The organism is Bradyrhizobium sp. UFLA05-108 (assembly GCF_059803455.1).
This window is the reverse complement of the sequence record NZ_JBANAZ010000002.1, coordinates 71,313-89,161: the sequence shown is the minus strand read 5'-3', so window position 1 is coordinate 89,161 and position 17,849 is coordinate 71,313. Positions and strand designations below refer to the sequence as shown.

General features: G+C 62.7%; 19 protein-coding genes. 3 read left to right on the top strand and 16 right to left on the bottom strand.

Annotated elements, in window-relative coordinates; genetic code table 11:
- Positions 1–179 precede the first annotated feature (179 nt).
- The 6 genes from SO140_RS01665 to SO140_RS01640 form a co-directional block, all read right to left on the bottom strand.
- Complete coding sequence (locus tag SO140_RS01665) at positions 180–1,130, bottom strand: sugar-binding transcriptional regulator (protein ID WP_449378397.1); 951 nt, start codon at positions 1,128–1,130, stop codon at positions 180–182.
- Between the two features lie 8 nt (positions 1,131–1,138).
- Positions 1,139–1,798: an HAD family hydrolase gene (locus SO140_RS01660; protein ID WP_449378370.1), complete on the bottom strand. Its 660-nt coding sequence runs from the start codon at positions 1,796–1,798 to the stop codon at positions 1,139–1,141.
- 100 nt (positions 1,799–1,898) lie between these two features.
- Positions 1,899–3,230 (bottom strand): TAXI family TRAP transporter solute-binding subunit, encoded by a 1,332-nt coding sequence (locus tag SO140_RS01655; RefSeq protein WP_449378369.1) that lies wholly within the window; start codon positions 3,228–3,230, stop codon positions 1,899–1,901.
- Between the two features lie 117 nt (positions 3,231–3,347).
- Positions 3,348–4,493, bottom strand: a complete 1,146-nt coding sequence (locus SO140_RS01650; RefSeq protein WP_449378368.1) for an HlyD family secretion protein — start codon at positions 4,491–4,493, stop codon at positions 3,348–3,350.
- A gap of 27 nt (positions 4,494–4,520) precedes the next feature.
- A complete protein-coding gene (locus SO140_RS01645; protein WP_449378367.1) occupies positions 4,521–4,976 on the bottom strand; it encodes a DUF3302 domain-containing protein in 456 nt (151 codons plus the stop codon).
- A 409-nt stretch (positions 4,977–5,385) separates the two neighbouring features.
- Complete coding sequence (locus tag SO140_RS01640; protein WP_449378366.1) at positions 5,386–5,628, bottom strand: hypothetical protein; 243 nt, start codon at positions 5,626–5,628, stop codon at positions 5,386–5,388.
- Between the two features lie 29 nt (positions 5,629–5,657).
- On the opposite strand from SO140_RS01640, the gene SO140_RS01635 reads away from it, so the two are divergent.
- Positions 5,658–6,563, top strand: a complete 906-nt coding sequence (locus SO140_RS01635; protein ID WP_449378365.1) for a transglutaminase family protein — start codon at positions 5,658–5,660, stop codon at positions 6,561–6,563.
- 163 nt (positions 6,564–6,726) lie between these two features.
- Here SO140_RS01635 and SO140_RS01630 read toward each other — a convergent pair whose 3' ends face one another.
- The 8 genes from SO140_RS01630 to SO140_RS01595 all read right to left on the bottom strand — a co-directional run bounded on the left by SO140_RS01630 (position 6,727) and on the right by SO140_RS01595 (position 13,272).
- A complete protein-coding gene (locus SO140_RS01630; protein WP_449378364.1) occupies positions 6,727–6,912 on the bottom strand; it encodes a hypothetical protein in 186 nt (61 codons plus the stop codon).
- Between the two features lie 110 nt (positions 6,913–7,022).
- Positions 7,023–7,550, bottom strand: coding sequence for a hypothetical protein (locus tag SO140_RS01625; RefSeq protein WP_498542208.1), 528 nt, complete (start codon positions 7,548–7,550; stop codon positions 7,023–7,025).
- A gap of 145 nt (positions 7,551–7,695) precedes the next feature.
- A complete protein-coding gene (locus SO140_RS01620) occupies positions 7,696–9,609 on the bottom strand; it encodes a nitric oxide reductase activation protein NorD (protein WP_449378362.1) in 1,914 nt (637 codons plus the stop codon).
- A 10-nt stretch (positions 9,610–9,619) separates the two neighbouring features.
- Positions 9,620–10,432 (bottom strand): CbbQ/NirQ/NorQ/GpvN family protein, encoded by an 813-nt coding sequence (locus SO140_RS01615; RefSeq protein ID WP_449378361.1) that lies wholly within the window; start codon positions 10,430–10,432, stop codon positions 9,620–9,622.
- Positions 10,433–10,489: 57 nt separating this feature from the next.
- The gene (locus tag SO140_RS01610; protein WP_498542207.1) at positions 10,490–11,836 is read right to left on the bottom strand and encodes a cbb3-type cytochrome c oxidase subunit I; all 1,347 of its coding nucleotides are present in this window, start codon (positions 11,834–11,836) and stop codon (positions 10,490–10,492) included.
- Positions 11,837–11,870: 34 nt separating this feature from the next.
- Positions 11,871–12,323 (bottom strand): c-type cytochrome, encoded by a 453-nt coding sequence (locus SO140_RS01605; protein ID WP_449378359.1) that lies wholly within the window; start codon positions 12,321–12,323, stop codon positions 11,871–11,873.
- Positions 12,324–12,424: 101 nt separating this feature from the next.
- Complete coding sequence (locus SO140_RS01600) at positions 12,425–12,697, bottom strand: cytochrome C oxidase subunit IV family protein (protein WP_449378358.1); 273 nt, start codon at positions 12,695–12,697, stop codon at positions 12,425–12,427.
- Entirely contained in the window at positions 12,697–13,272 is a 576-nt protein-coding gene (locus tag SO140_RS01595; protein ID WP_498542206.1) for a cytochrome c oxidase subunit 3 family protein, read from the bottom strand. The genes SO140_RS01600 and SO140_RS01595 overlap by 1 nt, the downstream gene beginning before the upstream one ends.
- 172 nt (positions 13,273–13,444) lie before the next feature.
- On the opposite strand from SO140_RS01595, the gene SO140_RS01590 reads away from it, so the two are divergent.
- Together SO140_RS01590 and SO140_RS01585 are read left to right on the top strand one after the other, a co-directional pair.
- On the top strand, positions 13,445–13,600 hold the full coding sequence (locus SO140_RS01590) for a hypothetical protein (RefSeq protein ID WP_449378356.1): 156 nt from the start codon (positions 13,445–13,447) through the stop codon (positions 13,598–13,600).
- A 461-nt stretch (positions 13,601–14,061) separates the two neighbouring features.
- Positions 14,062–14,874 carry a Crp/Fnr family transcriptional regulator gene (locus SO140_RS01585; protein WP_449378355.1) on the top strand — a complete coding sequence of 271 codons (813 nt, stop codon included), beginning with the start codon at positions 14,062–14,064 and terminating at the stop codon, positions 14,872–14,874.
- 206 nt (positions 14,875–15,080) lie between these two features.
- Here SO140_RS01585 and mmsB read toward each other — a convergent pair whose 3' ends face one another.
- Entirely contained in the window at positions 15,081–16,271 is a 1,191-nt protein-coding gene (mmsB, locus tag SO140_RS01580) for a multiple monosaccharide ABC transporter permease (protein ID WP_449378354.1), read from the bottom strand.
- Positions 16,268–17,845: a multiple monosaccharide ABC transporter ATP-binding protein gene (gene mmsA, locus SO140_RS01575; protein WP_449378353.1), complete on the bottom strand. Its 1,578-nt coding sequence runs from the start codon at positions 17,843–17,845 to the stop codon at positions 16,268–16,270. Before mmsA ends, mmsB begins: the two co-directional genes overlap by 4 nt.
- Positions 17,846–17,849: the final 4 nt, after the last annotated feature.

The following is a 17,849-nucleotide window of genomic DNA, read 5'->3' as shown; positions in this document are numbered from 1 at the left end:
GCCTAGGACTTTTTTCACGGTGACCTCCCTATACTCGCGTTTTGAGCATCTGCCCACGCGTTGGGCGTATGTTCAACTCAAGGCCGGAGCTTTGTCAAGCAGGCGCGTGCGCCCTCCCCTCAATTCAGGGTGGTGCAGTGCAAGAGAGATTAGTGCAGATGCGCCGCGAGGCCGCTGGTTCAGCGCTCGAGAATCGCGCGGGCGGTCGCCTCGTCCGTGATCAAGCCGTTGATCAGGCGGCCATTCAGCGCCGCGGCGATCGCCGGCACTTTTGCCGCGCCGACCGCCGCCCCGATCGTCGTGGTCTTGACCGGCACCTCGGGCGGGATACTGGTGAGGCGCTTGTTGGTGCCGCCCTTGAGCAGGCGGCCCTTGGCATCATAGGCCCAGCCGGTGATCTCGCCGATGGCGCCCAGCCGCATCATCTCGAACAGCTCGTCGCGGGTGACGAAGCCGTCGACGTGGACCTGCGCCTTCTGGTCCATCTGGCCGATGCCGACGAGCCGCAGATCGGCCTTGGTCGCGATCGCCTTCACCTTCGCGATCGGCTCGATCCGACCCATCTTGTTGCGCTCGTCCTCCGATGACATCAGGAACGGCAGCGGCATTGGATAGTGGCGCGCCCCGGTGCGGTCGGCCAGGCGCCCGACGGTGTCGTAGAAGCTCGCCGAACCGTCCGCGGAAATGTTGCCGACCAGCGAGACGATCTGGTGATTCGGCCGCTCGATCGGGGTAACGCGCTCGACCGCCGCGCGCACGGCGCGCCCCGTCCCGAGCGCGACGATGACCGGCGTCTCGGAGCGCAGCGTCGAGTCCAGGAGGTTGGCGCAACGCTCGGCAATTCCAGCGGTCGCCTGCGGCGCCGCGGGATCGGCCGGCACGACCTCGCAATGGGCAAGCTCAAACCGCTGCTTCAGCCGCGCCGCCAGTTCCATGCAGGCGGCAATGGGATGCTCGAGGCGAAAGGTGATCAGGCGTTCGGCAAGGCACAGCGAAACCAGTCGCTGCGCCGAGGCGCGCGAAACCTGGAGCATTTTGGCGATCTCGTCCTGCGTGTGACCGGCAATGAAGTAGAGCCAGCCGGCGCGCGCGGCATCGTCGAGCCTGGATTTTTCGTTCTCCATCGCCATGGCCGGCGTCACGCGTCCTTCCAGAAATCGCCCATCTGCGCGAAGACCCGATCGGCCCCGGCAGCGGTCAATATAGCGCGGCCGTCGCGGGCGCGATAATGGCTGCCGCCGACAAATCCCCAGACCATCATGCCGGCGGCCTTGGCCGCCTGCACGCCGCTGACGCTGTCCTCGATCACCAGCGTGCGCGCCGGATCGGCACGCATCTTCTCTGCGGCGTAAAGGAACAGGTCGGGCGCCGGCTTGCCGTATCTGACCATTTGCGCCGTGTAGAGCCGGTCGCCGAAATGCGGCTTGAGGCCGGTGACGTCGAGCGAAAGCGACACGCGATCGATGTCGCTCGACGAAGCGACGCAAAACGGCCTGTTCAACTCCGATACCACCGCGCCGATCCCGGGGATCGGCTGCAATGCACCTGCGAAGGTGGTCAGCACCCTCGACTTGAAGCGAGGCAGGAAGCCATCCGGCACGACTTGTCCGAGATCGCGATAATGCTGCTCGATCGCCTTGGTGCTACGCCCCAGGAACAGCTCGAGCGCCTGCTGCTCGCTGAGCGCGATCCCGAATTCGGACAGCACCTCGGAGAGACAGCGGCAGCTCAAGAGCTCGCTGTCGACGAGCACACCATCGCAGTCGAAGATGATCAGGTCGGGCCTGGTTGCGTCCATCGAGGCATTCGATCATATACTCACGAGCTGGGCAATAGCTCACGGTATAGCTGCCTGACGACGGACGACCCGGCAAGCCCGCCCCTCGAATACGGATTCGTCACGGCATTGCCTTGTGCGCCGCGTCCGAACCGGCGGCAACGAGCGCCGTCCTGCGATCATGAATCAGATTCTCGAGACGATGGGCTGCAACATTGAGTGTTGCAGCATCCAGGGCTTGTTCTTCGTCGTCCGCCGTGGCGCGTTGCGCGCGCAAGACGTCGTCGATCTGATTTTCGATCTCCAGCAATTCCGAGGCGTTTCCGGCGTGCCTTATCCGTTGCCCCAACGCATAGAGCGTATCGAGCGCCGGCTCCCTCGGCTTCAGCTCGCCGGATCGGAGAAACCGCCAGGCTGCCGCGAGCACCGTGATCAGCGCGCCAAGCGCCATCGGTGCCAAGAAGATGGCGTTGCTCCACTTGTCCAGGAAGGATAACTGACTGCCATTGTAAAACTCCGCCGCTCCCGCATGGACGGGAAGAAAGGCGCCGGCGTCGGTATCAGGTGCCTTGAACTGCGCCAGGATCGGCAATTCGGCCAGAAGGTCCCTGCGAGCGGTCGTGATGGCGTGCGTGAAGCCCGCAATCATATCGTTGTCGAGACTCTTCTTGCCGACCAGATAGAAGGCTGTCTGGAGTGTGGTGACATCATCTTCGGGAACGGGAGGGGATCCGCGCAACGTGCCCTTGGGGATATCGAAGCTTTCGTAGGCACGTTCCTTCTCGGCAATCGCTCCTGCGCTCTCGATCGGAATCAGCACCGGGGCGGTCTTCGCGTTCTGAGGGAATAGCCCTCGCACCAGCGACAGGTATTTGTCGCTCAGCGGCATCACGAACAGGACGGCACGTATCTCCTTGGTTTCGAGCGCCCGGCGGACCTGATCGAGCGCAACGCCCTTGAATGCAACGTTGGCGCGGTCAAGGTCATATGTCCTTCTCAACACGTCGACGAGCTTCTGATTGGTGTCGCTACCGACCACCCCCACCGTCGTGCGTTTCAGGTCGGCCATGTCCGTGATCGCCGAACCCGGAGGCGCAACGAGCAACGCCACGGCCTGGGCCAGGACGACAATGGCCTGCGCCTGCGACAGGTCACCGACATCACCACGAACGACGGCAAGGTCCGTCTTGCCGGAGGAGAACGCCGCCGCGGATTCGATCGGTCCGCTGGTCTCCACCACTTTGAGCCGCACTGGCGCGTTATTGACGACAAGCCTGCTCGCCAGCGCCGACACGATCTTTGGCGCATCGCCGTCCAGCGACCCAACCGCGATCGATAGCGTCACCGGCCGTACATACCAGCGATATGCGAACATGCTTGCGCCGCTTGCTAGCAGGACCAGAGCCAGGACCACGACGATACGGAGCCAGATCGGCAGCTTGACGGCGCCCATGCTCATCCTTGACTGTCATTTAACGCAATAATCGGCATCAATCTCCACCAGCGGAGGCTCGCAATTTTTGAAAAATTGTCTTCGCGCACCGACCTCGTGCTCATCTGAGCAGACATCTTATTCCGCTTCGAAGAAAGCGTAGTTCTGCCAGCTTCGCATGCGCAGAAGGATTTTCCGCAGTAAGGACAACTCGTGGACATGCTCGGTGTAAATGGCGGCTTCACCTGCCGAGCCAAGAGGGACCTGGTAGCCGGACATGTCGTCGATGATGTCGAGGACCGCCAGGGCCCGGTCTCCGGGCAACACACCGCGGATCTCCTGCAGCGCACCTGTGGCTTGAAGCTGCCCGGCCGCGATCGCATCGATCACGAGGCGAACCTTCGCCTTGAAGACCCGGCCAGGTATGCCCTTGAACAAGACTTCGGCTTCATCGCCGGCCTTGACACGCTGCAGTGCGTTCTGCTGGAAGGCAGCTGCCAAAGCCCGATCTTTCTGGGTGTCGTTGACGAAAATCATGACCGGCCGAGCAGCGGTCGCGCCGACATACATTCCTGGCCGTAGCGAGACCTCGGTAACAAATCCGCTGGTGGGCGCCCTCACGGTGGTCTCGCTGAGATTATATTCAGCATCGGCAAGTTCATTGCGTAGACGGACGATGGCCGAGTGTTCACCGTCTACTGTCGCGCCATAGGCCTGTCGTGCCCGATCTTGCGCGGCAACGGCAGCCGCCAGTGCCTGGTTCGCCGCATCACGGTTGCGCGTCGCCGTGTCGAGAGTCGCCTGGGCAACGACATTCTTGTCGAAGAGCTCCTTCTGTCGCTCGTAGTTCGTCTGAGCGAGGTCCCGTTCTGCCCTGGATTTTTCGGCCGACGCCGTCGCCTGGTCGACGGATGCCTTGAGCTCGGCAACACTGGCCTCCGCGTCAGCGAGCCCCGCCCGTTTTTCCGCGACGGCATATTCGTAGGGCTTCGGATCGATCTTGAAGAGAACCTCGCCGGCTTCCAGATGCTGGTTGCTTTTGTTCTCCACCGGCACTTCGATCACGCGGCCCCGGATGCCGGCCAAAACCGGCGTGACGGTAAAGTAAATGCGCGCATTGGTGGAAAACGGATGGTTGTAGGCCATCGTTATGAACAGCAGCGAAAGGCCGAAAATGCCGCCGAGGGCTGCTGTTGCAAGCGTCCATTGATTGACCGGAATCCTGAAGAGCTTGAAGATGGCATAGCAGAGTGCCACGTACGTCAGGGTGAGCAATATTTCCATCAGTGGCCTCCCATTCGGGACTGTCGGCTATCGCGAAGCGCCCCGGCCTGCTGCAGGAGCGGCTTCTGCATCCGCAACCCTCTGCTCCTCGACAGCCGACACCACCGACTCCGGCACGAGCGCGGGATGGCCCCCGCCTTCTCGAAGCCCGAGTTTGGATTCGACGGCTGCCAATCGATGCTTCAGCTCATCCAGTTCAGCCACAGCTTCTGCCGGCGAGGATGGCTCGCCCGGCTTGTGACTGAAGCCCCAGCCGCGATCCGGTTTGTAGGCCATCGCCCAAATCCATAGGAATGGCCACAGCAAATGCAGCATGAACAGGCTGATCCAGCCGGCAGCATGGATGGCATCTTCATGCGGGTGATGGCGGGCCTTGGCGATGCGTGCCGGAATGTCATGGATCGCGATGATGCCGTAGACCAGCACGATGATGACAAAAAACAGCAGGCCAAGCGCGAAGTAATTGAGAAAGGGATCTTCCATGAGCGGCCCAGAAACGGTTGCGTAAGCACCACTGACTGGTGATCTGCGCGAAAATGCCGCGCCAGATCGCCTGCCATCGATTGACCTCGATCAACATCGCATCAGTTCAGCGTCCGCGACCGTTGATTCAGATCAAGGTCAAGATGCGGTTAACCGCATTTGGTTGCGTTGTTGCGGCATGGTCAGATCCTAGGGCAAAGCTCCCAGTGCGAACGGCATCAAGAGAGCGGAGACTTCTCATGCTTTTCGAGCCCAACGACGAACCCAGACGTTCCACTCACTCACGGGCCTTCGAAAAATGGGTGGGCCTTGCCGTCCTTCTCGGGACCGTGGGGTTGATCGTCGCCTTTTCGTATCTGGTGGATCTTTAACTCATGCGCGCCCGGTTCGCACGAACGCGCAGACCAGTTCAACGAGTCGGACTGCGCCTCAAACGCGGCGCCGCTTTGCGGCAGACGCCTTGGGTACATTGTGCAGTAAAGCCTACGCGCAGGCCCAGCTTCTTCGCGATGTTGAAGCCGTTGATGTTCAATTCGCGCATGATCATGTTGGCCAGATGCGAACATTCCGACGGCCCGATCCAGGATGGGCTCCTCCATTCGGGATCGCTTTCCTTAAGGTAACTGGCGAAAGCCGAGCGCGGCACGTACATGTGATCAAACGATTTGGCTCGGAGGAGCAATGGCCCTTCTCTTCGAGATCAAACACACCACCACCTACAGCTACGCAAAACCGGTGGCGTTCGGTACGCATCGCGCCATGTTCCTGCCGAGACCCGCTGCACGCGGGCGATTGATAAGCTGGTCTGCAAAGACCACTCTTTCGTCCCGCATCCGCTGGATCAGCGACGGCCTTTCCAACAATCTGACGGAGATCGAACTCGACGAGCCCGGCAAGGAATTGACCTTTACGTTCGAGTTTCAAGGCATCCATTTTGGGGCCAAAGGCATTGAGCAATTCCACTTGGAACGAAGGGCCGAACTCGTACCGGTGCAATACACGCAAGACGAATGGACCGACCTTGTCGGCTTCATGCGCCCGCATACGGGGGATCCCGACCTTGAAGTCGTAACTTGGGCCAGGGACTTCGTCGCCAATGGCCGCGCGCAAACCAGCGACGTCTTGAAAGGGATGCTCGACGCGTTCCGCGATACATTCACCTACGAATCGCGGGAGACGGAGGGCACCTTGGCTCCCACGGCAACTTTGCGTTCGAAATCAGGAACCTGCCGCGACTATGCCTGGCTCATGATTGGGGCGTTGCGCCGGCTCGGGTTCGCAGCCCGCTTCGTTAGTGGTTACATCTATGATGCGGCGCTGGACGGAGGCGACGTGGGGATGATTGGTTCGGGGGCGACCCACGCCTGGGTTCAGGTGTTTTTACCCGGGGCTGGCTGGATGAATTATGATCCGACCAATCACATCAACGCCGGCTTCGACCTTATCCAAGTGGCGGTCGCCCGACATCCGGGCCAAGCCGTGCCGCTCGCCGGGTCGTGGGTCGGCGACGCCGGCGATTATCTCGGCATGTCAGTATACGTCGCTGTCCGAAAACTTGCTGAGGTCACCGATCAATCTGAAGAATAGAGACGAAGCCCACAGAGCCCAGCGCGCCTCCTTCATCGATCGCTCTCCGCGTCAATCGGTCCTTGCTCTCATCGAATCGCACTGACCTCGACGCGGACGAAAGCCGTTCGCTGCATCGCTCTGCGTCAGCAACGCGGGCGCATTGTACCGTCCAATTGAGTGCTCAGCCCGACTTCTTCACGATCGCAAAACCGCTGGTGTCCAGCTCGTGCATGATCACCTTCGTCAGATGCGAACATTCCGCTGGCCTGATCCAGGATGGACTCCTCCAGTCGGGATCGTCCTCCTTTGGATAACTGACAAACGCGGAGCGAATAGCCGCCTGAATGACTTCCGCAGGGTCTGGCATGGGAGCCCTCTTTTCCCATCGCCGCGCTAGCGAGTTTTCCACCGCGACGTTCGTCAAGCCTGGTGCGATCGGGGCAGCTCTCGAGCCGCCCCGTGTCGCTCGCGGACGGCCTACTGACAGACGTGCATCAGGCCGTCATCACCTTTGATCAGGCTGCCTGGATCGCAGACGATTCCGTAGCGCGCCTTGTAGCCAGCCCAATCGTTAGCGACATACCAAGGGCCATTCGCAGGGTAGGCCCTTTGCAGGTAGAACGGACTGGTTTGGATCGCGCCGCCATAGTAGGCGTTGGCGGCCAAAGCCCCGCTACCGACGTAAGGCCTATTGCCATAATAGCCCCATCCGGGTGAGCCCCATCCGGGCGAGGTGGCGGCAACCGCGGCCGCTGTGCCGACTGCCGCAGCGCCTGCGAGACCGGCGCCGACAGCTCCTGCACCATACCCGTACGCAGCCCGCCGGTTTTGCCGGCGTGCAACACCCGCAACGCTCACCGGCGTCAACGGACGACCGACTCGCGCCTGGGCACTCTCGATCGACAGCCAGACGCCGCGTTGCTCAGACCAGCTGAAGGTGAGCAATGTCGCGCACGCGAAGGTCGAGGTCGCTATTGCAATTTTTCTCAAACTCATCTGGTTCATGGATTGGCTCCACGGTTTCCTGCCCGTTGGAACGATGCGCTCTCGCGATCGACGCGCGCGTTGCGGTAGATCAACGTTTCCTCGCGAGACTTCCTGCCTCCACAGGGCAGCAACACTGACGCACCTGCTGCGGCTTTCCCCGGCCTTAATGCGCTACCTGCCGGTAGATTGCCGGCAGTGCCCCAGGCAGCCGGCGGATGTTGCCGACGATCGCGTAACCGCCCCGCCCGAACAGGGTCGGAAAATAGGATTGCGCCGTCGCATCGACCGTTACGCCGAACGCGGCAATGCCGAGGCGGCGCGCTTCCTGCACGGACTTGCGGGTGTCCTCGATTGCGAACCGCCCTTCGTAGTGGTCGATGTCGTTCGGCTTGCCGTCGGTCAGGACGAGCAGCAGCTTCTTGCGCTGCGGCTGGCGGGCGAGGCCGGCCGCGGCATGGCGGACCGCCGCGCCGATGCGGGTGTAATAGCCGGGCTTCAGCGCCCCGATCCGGCGCTCCACTGCCCCGCTCATCGGCTCGTCGAACGCCTTGATCGTCTCGAGCCGTACCCAGGAGCGACGACGCGAGGTGAATGTCAGGATGCTGTGGTGATCACCGCAAGCCGAAAGTCCATGCGCGAGCGCCAGAAGCGCCTCCATCTCGACGTCGAGCACGCGGTGACCATCGACCCACGCATCCGTCGATAGCGAGACGTCGACCAGCAGCGTGACGGCGAGATCATGGCCCTGCGGCCGCATCGCCACATGGATGCGATCAAGCGCGCCGCTGCCGGCGCGAAGATCACAGCGCGCGCGCACCAGCGCGTCGAGATCGAGATCGTGTCCGTCGGCCTGCGCACGCATCAATTCGTGACGCGGCCGCAAGACTTCGAACCGGCGCCTCACCTGCCGAATGTGGCTGCGCATGGTCTCATCCGGCGCCCAGCTCTCGCCGGTCTCGGACGCCGCAGCGGCAAGCACGCGGCAATGATTGGGCAGATAGGTTCCGCTGCGATAATCCCACTCAGGATAGGTGAGGTCCGCGTTCAGCCGCGACGCGTCGAGTGCCTCCGGCGGCAGGTCGAGATCGAATTTGAGCCGGGTTGCGGGCTGGCCGCTGCGGCGCCCGAGTGCAATTTCGTCGAGATCGTCGGCCGCCTTCTGCGCGTCCTCGTCCTCGCTGTCGTCGGCGGGCCGATTGACGTTGACCATCTCGGCCATCGAGAGGATCTTTTCGAAGCGGTTGAGCACGAAGGGATCGCGGCGGTCCGCATCCTCGTCGCGCTCGCGGACGGCGAAGCGCTTGCGATCATCCACTGGTGCCGGGTCTGCGCCCTGTGCATACACGTCATCGCTTGCGCCCGCGGAGGAGAGCTCGCGCATCCAGCAATCGCCCCACAGCGGGCATGGCAAAATGGAGCGATATCCCGGTGGCGCCCATGCTGGCAGTGCGCCCGTGCCGGCCATGGCCTTCCATAGCTTGCCTGAAGGCGGCTGACGCGCGCCGAGCAAGGCGAGCACGGTCTCTTCCATCTCCTGTTCGATGCGCGGCAGTGGCCGGCGCGGACGCGCCAGCGCCGTTGCCGCGGCAAGCTGCGCGTAGTCGTCAGCCAGTCCGGGAAACTGCACGAGCACCAACACCGCCGTTTCACCTGCCCGCCGCAGCATCAAGAGATCGCGCCGCAGCGGATCGACCTCGTCGATCACTTCGGCCGGCGCGGTCGCGAACCAGGCGGCGAGCCATCGATAGAGCGACGCATTCAGCGCGCGGTCTTCGAAAATCGCGACGCTGTCAGGCAGAAAGATGGTTGCGGCGTCACGCCCCGGTTGCTCCAGGCGCTCATCACCGAGCCCGATGCGCTGGCGCCATCCGAGCCGATGCCCGGACCGGCGGGCGCCGGCGCTTGCGATCTGCACGCCGGCCTCGCCGCCGAGCGCGCGAAACATCACGGCGATCCGCGTGCGCACGTCCGCAAGCGAGACCGCATGCTCGGCATGGACCGGATAGCTCGCGGTGCCGCCGACCAGGCGATGCCAGGCGCGGCCGACCGTCTCTTCCAGCTCGAGAAAGTCGAGCATCGGCTTCCCCTCACGCGATCACGGCACGCGCAACGTCGAGCAGCGCGGCCTTGACATCGGCATCGTCGGTGAGCGGCTCGATCATGCCCGCCAGCACGGCATCGGCGATCGAGGCCCCGGCCGCAATCAAAGTCGCACAATAGACGACCAGCCGGGTCGAGACGCCCTCCTCCAGGTCGTGTCCTCTGAGAGCCCGCAGCCGAGCCGCGAGCTGAACCAGCGGCCGCACACGGTCGGGCGCAAGCCCGCTTTCGACGGAAACCACCGCGATCTCCTGCTCCGCCGGCAGAAAGCCGAACTCGATGGCGACGAAGCGCTGCCGCGTCGACGGCTTCAGCGCTTTCAAGAGGGTCTGGTAGCCGGGGTTGTAGGAGACCACCAGCATGAAGCTCGCGGGCGCGACAAGCTCTTCGCCGGTGCGCTCGAGCGGAAGGATGCGGCGGTCATCGGTAAGCGGATGCAGGACGACGGTGACGTCCTTGCGCGCTTCCACCACCTCGTCGAGATAGCAGATGCCGCCTTCCCGCACCGCTCGGGTCAGCGGACCGTCGGTCCACACGGTGTCACCGCCCCTGAGAAGATAGCGGCCGGTGAGATCGGCGGCGGTGAGATCGTCGTGACAGGCGACGGTATGAAGCGGCAAGCCCAGCCGCGCCGCCATATGGGTGACAAAGCGCGTCTTTCCGCAGCCGGTCGGTCCCTTCAGCAGAACCGGCAGGCGATGACGCCAGGCGTGCTCGAACAGCGCGCATTCATTGCCGCTCGGAACATAGGCCGGAAGCTCGGGCGCCGGCGCCGTCACGGCATGGAGTGCAGGTTTCATGGTCTCTCTCCGAGTTCACTTTGACGAGCGGCCGCGACTTCGCGGCCGCCGTCGCGCCTATTCGGCGGGTTGCAGCGCGCCGGGGATGACCGGCTGCTTCTCGCGGCCAGGCACCAGCACCGCCCACACGAACATCAGCGCGGAGATCGCCACGAACGCGCCGGAGCCGAGCCGGACCCAATAGAACACCGCGATCTGGTCCTGCACGTCCATGTAGCTCTGGCCGAGCACGCGCTGGAGGTGAACTTGGATCACGCCGGCAAAGGTCAGTGCGAATGTCATCACCATCATCGCCGTGCACATGATCCAGAAGCTCGCCATGCTGAGCCATTGGTTGTAAGGCGCACGCTCCCTGAGCTGCGGGATCGCATAAGCCATCACCGCAAGATTCAGCATCACATAGGCGCCGAAGAAGGCGAGATGCCCGTGTGCTGCGGTCACCTGGGTGCCGTGGGTGTAGTAGTTCACCGAGGACAACGTGTGCAGGAAGCCCCAGACGCCGGCCCCGAGGAACGCCATCACCGAGCAGCCGACCGACCACAACAGCGCAGCGCGGTTCGGATGCTTGCGGCCGGCTTTCCATGTCATCTGCACGGTGAAGATCACCATGGTGAAGAAGGGCGCGACTTCCAGCGTGGAGAACAGCGAGCCGATCCATTGCCAGTAGCCGGGCGCGCCGATCCAGTAGAAGTGGTGGCCGGTGCCCAAGATGCCCGAGAACAGGGCCAGGCCGATGATGACGTAGAGCCATTTCTCGACCACCTCGCGGTCGATGCCGTTGAGCTTGATCATCAGGAAGGCGAGCACGGAGGCCATGATCAGCTCCCACACGCCTTCGACCCAGAGGTGCACGATGTACCACCAGTACATCTTGTCGACGGCGAGATTGGCCGGGTTGTAGAAGGCGAACAGGAAGAAGATCGCAACGCCCCACAGGCCGAACAACAGAATGTTGGTAACCGTCGTCTTGCGTCCCCTGAGCGCCGTCATCGTCACGTTGAACAGGAACATCAGGCAGACGACGACGATGCCGACCTTGATGATGAAGGGTTGCTCGAGGAATTCGCGGCCTTCGTGATAGTGAAAGAGATAGCCGACGACGGCCACACCCGCCGCGCCGAAGAACATCCAGAACTGGATCTTTGCCAGCAGCGGGCTGAACAGCTCGGTCTCGGTTTCCTCGGGCAGCAGGAAGTAGGTCGCGCCCATGAAACCGATCAGCGACCACACGATCAGCGCGTTGGTGTGGATCATCCTGACGATGTTGAACGGCAGGATGACGGACAAGGTGTTGGGCAGGACATAGATGGTCCCGGCAAGGACGCCGAACGCGACCTGGGCGAGGAATAGTGTCAGCGCGCCGTAGAAATACAGCATCGCGACTTTCTGGGTCTGATATTTCATCGATGTGCTCTCATTTGGAATGTTGTCGCGGCGCTCAGCCCGCCTTGTTCGGCGGCCAATCCTGGCGCTTGATCGTGCTGGTCCATTGCAGGAAGTCGGCGAGATCGTTGAGCTCCTGGTCGGTGAGGTTGAACTGCGGCATCTGCCGGCGGCCAGGCGCACCGGACGGCTGCGCCTGCATCCAGGCCTTCAGCGTCTCGCGCGCGCCGGCCGGGTCCTCCTTGCCGCCCCACCGATCCCAGACATTGCCAACCTCAGGGGCGAAATAGGCGCCCTCGCCCAAAAGGGTGTGGCAGTTGATGCAGGAATTCTTCTCCCAGACGTGCTTGCCGCGGGCGACTGACGACGTCAGCGTGGCGGCATCGGTCGAGCTTGTGACCATGTAGTAGTGGCTGTGCGCCGTCAGCCCAATGAAGATGGCGAAGAAAAAGGCCGATCCGCCGTAGAAGACGTTTCGAGCGGCCGACTTGGTCAGGCGTTCAGCCATTGCCAATCCTTTCCGAGTTGAGTCCTGTCGAGAAATGCGGGTGACGATATTTTGCCGATTGGGCACCGCGGCTCTTTGTTGCGCCGCAATGAGCGCGACGATCAGATCAGGGCGACGGCTGCGGAAGCGAGCCAGGCAAACAGCACGAGGATGGCGATCCAGGTGCTGACCAGGCCGCGCCACGGCGCCGGCGCCGCGCGCAAGTCGAGATAGTCGAGCACGATCCGGTGGCCCTTGACTGCGGCCAGGACGAGCACCACGGCGTTGGCGAAGAGCGCGCCCGGCACGAGCCAGGGCACCAGGACGGTTGCGATCGTAAGCCCGATCAGCACGGCCCAAGTCACGTCGAGCCGAGTCACGTCGAGACGATTCATCACCGCACCAGATAGACGATCGGGAACATGACGATCCAGACCAGGTCGACCATGTGCCAGAATGCGGCTCCTGTCTCGACGCTCACAACTTCGGCACGCCGGCAGACCACCGCGAGGATCACGATGCCGAGGCCAACATGCAGAAGGTGAAAACCGGTCAGGAGGAAATACAGCGTGAAGAATGGGCTGGTTTCGAGACCGATGCCGCGTCCGATCTCCTTCGCATACTCCATTAGCTTGATCGCAATGAAGACTCCGCCAAGCGCCATGGCACCGAGCAGCCAACGGCGCGCCGTCCGCCTCGCCCCGTTCCGCGCCGCCAGCATGCCGCGCGCGGCTGCCCAGCCGCTGCTCACCAGGACCAGGGTGTTCATGCCGGCAAGCCCCGAATCGAGCGCCGCCTGCCCGGAGGCGAACAGCGCCGGCTGCACGAGCCGGGCGATTGCGAAGGCGCCCAGGAACAGCCCGAAGGCAGCGAGCTCGCTGAAGATCAACACCCAGATCATGGGATCACCGGGCAGATCCTCGAGGATTCCCCAGCCACTTCCCTGCTGCTCGTAGTCCGCTGCCGACATCTGATCTCCGCAAAGCGCGACGCCGGCAAGCAATATCGCGCATCGGCGCGTCGTAATTTGTCGGCGGACAAACCGCAGTCAGCCTTCGCGCTGTTTGCGCCGTCGCAACCTCCGTGATGGCGGCGGTCGGTAGAGTGACCGTCGAGGTTTCATCATTTTCGCGAAGGCCAACATGAGCGAGGCGCAACTTGGTCTGATGACCGCAACCCCTATCATTATCCTGTTCGCGGCGGCGCTCCGGCGGATGGGCGTGCTGTCGACGGCGGCGACCGCATCTGCGGTCTGTCTATCGGTCGCGATCGCGGTGGTGCTGTTCCTGACGCAGTAGAACGTCGGTTCCTCATCCAGCTTTGGACGCGGTGGCATGAGGACATTGGAGAGCGAAATCGGCCTGATATGCCGGCCAGGGCAGTCGCCAAACCAACACCGGTCGATCACCGCGTCGGCAGTCGCCAGGCTGAAAAGTGGCGAGCGGGCAAAGTGCTCAAGCTGGCGTTTGCTCGGCGAAAACCGCACAGCCCCGCAATTACCCGTGCTTGATCTCGAGCAATGGCTCTGTTTGGATGAATAGCGTTCGGCATTTCAATTTCGAATAATCGGATTTTATGGAATCGAAACCTTGTATACTGCGTTTTTGATTGCCTTTGCCTCGACCACTCCGTGTGGTCCGCTTCGGGGCTGCCGCTCACGCGAAACCACCCATGCCGGCGCGCGCTGCGTTGACTCGACCTCACTTTCGTGGATGCTAGCCAGCGTCGTTCCTGGGTTGCTCGTTCACCAAGAGGCATCGTGACCGTTCACCGCACCGGCATTGGGAATCGGCTTCTGGCGGCGTTGCCGCCCGAGGATTTGGGCTTGCTTACGCCCCACTTCCAGAAAGTCTCCTTCGAAGCCGATGCCGTTCTGGTGCGGACGGGCGATGAACTCGACCCGGTTTATTTTCCCCACAGCGGCGCGATCGCCTTCATGCTCGATATGCCCGACGGGCAAACGGTCGCAACCACGTTGATGGGACGGGAAGGTGCTTTGGCCTCGTTCTCCGTACTCGGTCCCTCACATTCATCCGTCACGGCGACTGCACGCCTGGCGGGCACGGCCTCGCTGATATCAGCCGCGAAGTTCCGGGCTGCCTGCGCGCGCAGCGCAGCCATCAGACATGTCGTGCAGGTCCACGCCCGCGCGCTGCTGTTGCAGCTCCAGCACGTAGCCGCCTGCAACGCGCTGCACCGAGTGGACGGCCGCATGGCGCGGTGGCTACTGCAACTGCACGACCGCGTTCCCGATGATCTTCTTCCCGTGACGCAGGAGGCGCTTGCGCAATTGCTCGGGGTGCGGCGGACGACCGTCACTCTGACGATGAGCAAGCTCCGCGCTGCGGGCGCCATCCCGTCCGACCGACGCGGCTTCGTGGAGATCCACCGGGCGCGGCTGGAGAGGGCGGCATGCGACTGCTATGCGCTCATGCAGCAGAAGATCGATCGGATGTATTGCCAGGAATTGTCGGCGCCGCAAGCTGCCTTTGCGCCATTCCGGGAATGCTCCAGTATCGCCTTCGACGAAGTGGGTGCTGAACCCAGAGCCGCTTCGCGAGAGAGAAAATAAAGCACGTTCTCTATCGGATCAGCCCAACATAGCAATCAGGTCGCGCGAACGCGTGCCCGTTGGCGTGTCCACGACATTGCGCAGAATAGACGAAGATGCAGGGTGGGCAAAAGCGAAGCGTGCCCACCACTTCTGCGCGACGTAAAGAGAAGACGGTGGGCACGGCGCTTGCGCGCCTTTCCCACCCTGCGGCACCGTCGAATTGGCTACCGCCGCTGATTGTACACGTCGATGCAGACCGCACCGAGCAGCACCAGGCCCTTGATGACCTGCTGGTAATCGATGCCGATGCCGAGGATGGACATGCCGTTGTTCATCACGCCCATGATCATGGCGCCGACCACGGCACCGCCGACGCGGCCCACGCCACCATAGGCCGAAGCGCCGCCGATGAAGCAGGCGGCGATGACGTCGAGCTCAAAGCCAAGGCCCGCTTTCGGCGTTGCGGTGTTGAGCCGCGCGGCGAAGACGAGGCCGGCGAGTGCGGCCAGCACGCCCATGTTGACGAAGGTGAAGAAGGTCAGCCGCTCGGTCTTGATGCCCGAAAGCTTGGCCGCCTTGGCATTGCCACCAACCGCATAGATCTGCCGTCCGATCACGGTGCGCCGGGTGACGAAGCCATAGAGCGCGATCAAGGCGCTCATGATCACCAGCACGTTCGGCAGTCCGCGATAGGTCGCGATCAGGTAGGTGAAATAGAGCACCGCGCAGGCCAGCACGACGCTCTTGCCCAGGAAGAACGCGTAAGGCTCGACCTCGATGCCGTGCGACTGCTCGCGCGAACGGCTCTTGGCGCTGGCATAGACCAGTCCGAGGGCCAGCACCGCGCCGATCAGCATCGAGGTCGGGTGCAGCGTGCCGGCCTCAGGCAGCATTTCCGGAATGAAGCCCGAGGACAACTTCTGGAACGTCGACGGAAACGGCCCGAGCGACTGGCCCTGCAACACCGCAAGCGCCAGGCCCTTGAAAACGAGCATGCCGGCCAGCGTCACGATGAAGGACGGGATACCGAAATAGGCGACCCAATAGCCCTGCGCGGCACCGATCGCCGCGCCCAACAGCAGGCAAGCGATGAAGGCAACGGTGTAGTCGACCTTGTAGCTCACCATCAGCAGCGCGGCCACGGCGCCGACGAACCCTGCAACCGAGCCGACCGACAGATCGATATGTCCGGTCACGATCACGAGCAACATGCCCAGCGCCATGATGACGATGTAGCTGTTCTGCAGCACCAGATTGGTGAGATTGAGCGGCTGTAGCAACGTGCCGCCGGTCATGATCTGGAAGAACAGCATGATCGCGACCAGCGACATCAGCATGCCGTAGTTGCGCAAATTATTCTTGATGAAGCCCGCGTGCCGGCGCTCCTCAGGCAGCGAAACCGTCTTGTCGGTCATGGCTGCATTCCTCCCATCTCCGCGGCCTCAGGCACGCCGTTTCCATTGCTTCTCTCATTGCGCATGATGGCGCGCATGATCTTCTCCTGCGTCGCCTCATGGCCCGCAAACTCACCGACGAAAGCGCCGTCGTTCATGACGCAGATGCGGTCGCAGATGCCGAGCAGCTCCGGCATCTCCGAGGAGATCACCACGACGCCCCGGCCGGCCTCCGCCAGCTCGTTGATGATACAGTAAATCTCATATTTCGCACCGACGTCGATACCCCTCGTCGGCTCGTCCAGGATCAAAACCTTGGGGTCGGTCATCAGCCATTTCGACAGCACGACCTTTTGCTGGTTGCCACCCGAGAGCTGGCCGGTCTCCTGGTAGACGTCGGAGCAGCGGATACGCATCCGGTTACGGTAGTCGCTTGCCACCTTCAGCTCGGCAATGTCGTCGATCACCTTGCCGGGGGCAACTTGGTCGAGGCTGGCCAGCGTAATATTCTTGCGGACGTCGTCGGCCAGGATCAACCCGAGCTGCTTGCGGTCCTCGGTGACATAGGCAAGGCCGGCATCGATCGCCGCCGCCACGCTCGGCAGAACGATCTCGTTGCCCTCGAGGCGAATGCGGCCGGTGATGTTGGTGCCCCAGGAGCGGCCGAACAGGCTCATGGCGAATTCGGTGCGCCCTGCCCCCATCAGCCCGGCGATCCCGACGACCTCGCCGCGCCGCACACCGAAATTGACGTTCTTGATGACCTGTCGCTCAGGATGGATCGGGTGATAAACCGACCAGTTCTCAACCTTGAGGACGGGCTCCCCGATCTTGGCGCTGCGCTCGGGGAAGCGGTGGGCGAGATCGCGGTTGACCATGCTGCGGATGATGCGGTCCTCCTGGACCTGCTCGGTCCGGCAGTCGATGCCATCCACCGTGCGTCCGTCGCGCAGCACCGTGATGTGGTCGGCAACCTTGGCGACTTCGTTCAGCTTGTGGGAGATCAGGACCGAGCCGATGCCCTGCTCGCGAAATTGCATCAGGCGCTCGAGCAGCGCAGCGCTGTCGGCCTCGTTCAAGCTGGCGGTCGGCTCGTCCAGGATCAGCATCCGCACGCGCTTAGAGAGCGCCTTGGCGATCTCGACGAGCTGCTGTTTGCCGACGCCGAGATCGGTGATCAGCGTGTCCGGCGACTCCTTCAGGCCGACCTGGGCCAGGAGTTCCCGGGTCCGGCGGTAGACCTCGTCGCGGTCGATGACGCCAAGTTGTGACGGCGGATGCGAAAGAAAGATATTCTCCGCAATCGACATCAACGGGATCAGCGCCAGCTCCTGGTGGATAATGATGATGCCGAGCGCCTCGGAATCATTGATGTCGCGGAAGCGGCGTTCCTCGCCCTCGAAGACGATGGTTCCCTCGTAGCTGCCGTGGGGATAGACCCCGCTCAACACCTTCATCAGTGTGGATTTTCCGGCGCCGTTCTCGCCGACCAGGGCATGAATCTGCCCGGGCTCGACCGAGAAATTGACGTCACGCAGCGCCTGCACGCCCGCAAAGCTCTTGCTGACGCCGCGCATTTCCAACATTGCCGTCATGGCT

Coding starts and splice junctions, on each gene's coding strand:
- SO140_RS01665 (WP_449378397.1), bottom strand. CDS start 1,130: ATGGCGATGGAGAACGAAAAATCCAGGCTCGACGATGCCGCGCGCGCC.
- SO140_RS01660 (WP_449378370.1), bottom strand. CDS start 1,798: ATGGACGCAACCAGGCCCGACCTGATCATCTTCGACTGCGATGGTGTG.
- SO140_RS01655 (WP_449378369.1), bottom strand. CDS start 3,230: ATGGGCGCCGTCAAGCTGCCGATCTGGCTCCGTATCGTCGTGGTCCTG.
- SO140_RS01650 (WP_449378368.1), bottom strand. CDS start 4,493: ATGGAAATATTGCTCACCCTGACGTACGTGGCACTCTGCTATGCCATC.
- SO140_RS01645 (WP_449378367.1), bottom strand. CDS start 4,976: ATGGAAGATCCCTTTCTCAATTACTTCGCGCTTGGCCTGCTGTTTTTT.
- SO140_RS01640 (WP_449378366.1), bottom strand. CDS start 5,628: ATGTACGTGCCGCGCTCGGCTTTCGCCAGTTACCTTAAGGAAAGCGAT.
- SO140_RS01635 (WP_449378365.1), top strand. CDS start 5,658: ATGGCCCTTCTCTTCGAGATCAAACACACCACCACCTACAGCTACGCA.
- SO140_RS01630 (WP_449378364.1), bottom strand. CDS start 6,912: ATGCCAGACCCTGCGGAAGTCATTCAGGCGGCTATTCGCTCCGCGTTT.
- SO140_RS01625 (WP_498542208.1), bottom strand. CDS start 7,550: ATGAACCAGATGAGTTTGAGAAAAATTGCAATAGCGACCTCGACCTTC.
- SO140_RS01620 (WP_449378362.1), bottom strand. CDS start 9,609: ATGCTCGACTTTCTCGAGCTGGAAGAGACGGTCGGCCGCGCCTGGCAT.
- SO140_RS01615 (WP_449378361.1), bottom strand. CDS start 10,432: ATGAAACCTGCACTCCATGCCGTGACGGCGCCGGCGCCCGAGCTTCCG.
- SO140_RS01610 (WP_498542207.1), bottom strand. CDS start 11,836: ATGAAATATCAGACCCAGAAAGTCGCGATGCTGTATTTCTACGGCGCG.
- SO140_RS01605 (WP_449378359.1), bottom strand. CDS start 12,323: ATGGCTGAACGCCTGACCAAGTCGGCCGCTCGAAACGTCTTCTACGGC.
- SO140_RS01600 (WP_449378358.1), bottom strand. CDS start 12,697: ATGAATCGTCTCGACGTGACTCGGCTCGACGTGACTTGGGCCGTGCTG.
- SO140_RS01595 (WP_498542206.1), bottom strand. CDS start 13,272: ATGTCGGCAGCGGACTACGAGCAGCAGGGAAGTGGCTGGGGAATCCTC.
- SO140_RS01590 (WP_449378356.1), top strand. CDS start 13,445: ATGAGCGAGGCGCAACTTGGTCTGATGACCGCAACCCCTATCATTATC.
- mmsB (WP_449378354.1), bottom strand. CDS start 16,271: ATGACCGACAAGACGGTTTCGCTGCCTGAGGAGCGCCGGCACGCGGGC.
- mmsA (WP_449378353.1), bottom strand. CDS start 17,845: ATGACGGCAATGTTGGAAATGCGCGGCGTCAGCAAGAGCTTTGCGGGC.